A 2469-nucleotide genomic window follows, 5' to 3' on the forward strand; every position below is an offset into this window, starting at 1 on the left:
GCCTTGCGGCGGGAGGGGGCCGGCACCAGTTGCAGACGGCAGCCCAGCGCGGCGGCGAGCTTCGTGACCGTGGACAGCGTGGGGTTCGCGGAGGGCGCCGTGAACAGGCGGCGCACGACCTCCGGCGGGGTCTCCGCCTTGCGCGCCAGGTCCGCCTTGCTCAGTCCCGCCTCCTCGCGCCGCGCGTCCAGGGCGCGAATCAACCGGTCCGCGGCGTCCACTTCCGCGCGTGCCTTCGCATACGCCTCCGCGAAGGCCGGGCGCTTGAGCTTCTTCTCGAAGTAACGGTCGAATCCCGTGGGGGGCATGGCAGGGCTCCAGGCGCAGTCCGGGGTGTAGCATACAAGTTACACCTGACACCGCGTCCTGACAGTCCCCCTCAACGCACGACGGGCCGCCCCGGTGCATCCGGAGCGGCCCGTGGGCCCTGCTTGACGCCTTCGCGGACGGCTAGACGCGGAAGGCGGTGGACAGCTCCTGGAGCTTGCCCAGGGACGTGTTGATCTGCCCCACCGCCTGTTCGGCGTTGCTCGTGGCCATCACCACGTCGCTCATCATCTCCGACAGCTGCGTCACCACTTCCGTCATCTGCGTGATGCCCGCGTTCTGCTGCGTCACCGAGGCGACGATCTGCCGCGCCGCCTGGCTGCTCTCCTGCACCACCTGGGTGATGTCCTTCAGCGTCGTCGCGGAGGCGAGCACCTGCTCGATGCCCTCCTCCATCTTCTGGCTGTCCCCTTCCGCGATGCCCACCGTCTCGCGGATGGCCTGGTTGATCTCCAGGAGGATCTTCCCGATGCGCTGCGTGCTCTGCAGCGACTGGCTGCTGAGCGCCCGCATCTCCTTGGCCACCACCGCGAAGCCCCGGCCTTCCTCACCGGCCCGCGCCGCCTCGATGGCCGCGTTCAACGCGAGCACGTTGGACTGGTCCGCCAGGTCCTTCACGCTGCCGATGATCTCACCCGCGTGCACCGCCTGCTCGGACAGCACGCCGATGCTCCCCACCAGCGCGCCCACCCGCGCGCGGATCTGCTGCAACCCTTCCGCGCTGCGCTCGATGGACACCTGCCCGGAGGCGCTGTACGCGTCCGCCTGCGCCGCCACCTTCAACACCATCTCCGCGCGGCTGGCCGCCATGCCGGACGTCTGGGCGATCTCCGCGATGGTGGAGCTGGCCTCCGTGAGGCTGCGCGACTGGCTGGTCAGGAAGTTGAGCTGCTCGTGGCTCGCCGTATTCAACCGCGCCGCCGCCGCCGTCAGCTCCGTCACCACCGCGTGCAGCGTGTTCGGCACCGAGCCCAGCCGCGTCATCAGCGACTGGATGCTGCGCGCCAGCTCGCCCACCTCGTCCTGCGCGCTCGTGTCGATGGCCAGCGACAGGTCGCCCTCCCGCACGATGCGCGTCGCCGTCGCCGTCAGCCGCGCCAGGGGCGTCGTCACCTCGCGCAGCAGCCACACCGTGGCCACCGCGAGCGCCAGGATGCACGCCAGCGACAGCACCAGCACCCACGTCAGCGTCGTGCCGTGCAGCGACGACACCTCCATGAAGGCCTCGCGCTGCGACGCCTCCTGCTGCGCCGTCACGGACTCCAGGCCTTCATGCACCGCGCGGTACGCGGGCTCCAGCTTCGCGAGCGCGCCTTCCGCGGCCGCGTCGTTCCGGGCCGCCAGCGCCACCACCTGCGACGCCTCCTGCCAGTAGCGCGCGAAGGCGCCCTGCAGCGCCTCCAGCTTCGGACCGTCCACGTCCGGCAGCGCGCGCAGCGCCGCGAGCCCCTTGTTGAGCTCCGTCACCTGCGCGTCCAGCGTCTGCTGCTTCACCGCGTGCAGCGCCACCGCGTCGCCCACGTCCTGGTGCAACGCGGCGAAGCCCGCGCGCGACGTCTGCGCCTGACTCACCGACGGCGCCAGGCTGGAGCCGATGCGCTCCGAGGCCTCCCGCGTGCGAGAGCCCAGCGCCACCGTCACCGCCACGATGGCCACCAGGAACACCGCCGCGACCACCGGCAGCACCATCATCTTCTGCTTGAGCCTCAACGCCATCACACACCCCCTCGCGGGCCCACGTCACCCATCCCGATGAAGCGCGGTCGTGCACCCGCGCCGGGCCTGCTGCGCCAGCTCATTGTCGCTCATCCTTCCGCGGCCCCAACGGGGCCCCCCGACGGCCGAGGCATCATCAGGTCACGTAGGATAGACAACACCTCTCCCCCCGACTCAAGCCCGCGTCCCTTGAAATATCCTGCAAACGGGTCGGCATTGCCCCGCAGGGTCATGCGGGACACTTCGTCCTGTCAGGTGGGATACGTGGCGGAGGATGCCCCACGTCTGCCGGAGGGGCCCGGGAGGCACCCTGGCGCGATCATTCCGGCCCCCTCCGACAGGGGTCGCCCGGGCACGGCGCGTCCGGCCCCGGGGCGGCTCAGCCGCGGAGGCTGGCGCGGCGCGGGGGTTCCACCGGGTGGGGGT

General features: G+C 71.2%; 2 protein-coding genes. Both read right to left on the reverse strand.

The features are described from left to right. The coding region (locus D7W79_RS41250; protein ID WP_147442336.1) for a helix-turn-helix domain-containing transcriptional regulator at nt 1–308 on the reverse strand (308 nt) is incomplete at its 3' end. 142 nt (nt 309–450) lie between these two features. Further along, the gene (locus tag D7W79_RS41255; protein ID WP_120530653.1) at nt 451–2043 is read right to left on the reverse strand and encodes a methyl-accepting chemotaxis protein; all 1593 of its coding nucleotides are present in this window, start codon (nt 2041–2043) and stop codon (nt 451–453) included. Nucleotides 2044–2469 lie beyond the last annotated feature (426 nt).

Origin of the sequence: Corallococcus exercitus, assembly GCF_003611585.1 — a bacterium.
Taxonomy (GTDB): Bacteria; Myxococcota; Myxococcia; order Myxococcales; family Myxococcaceae; genus Corallococcus; species Corallococcus exercitus.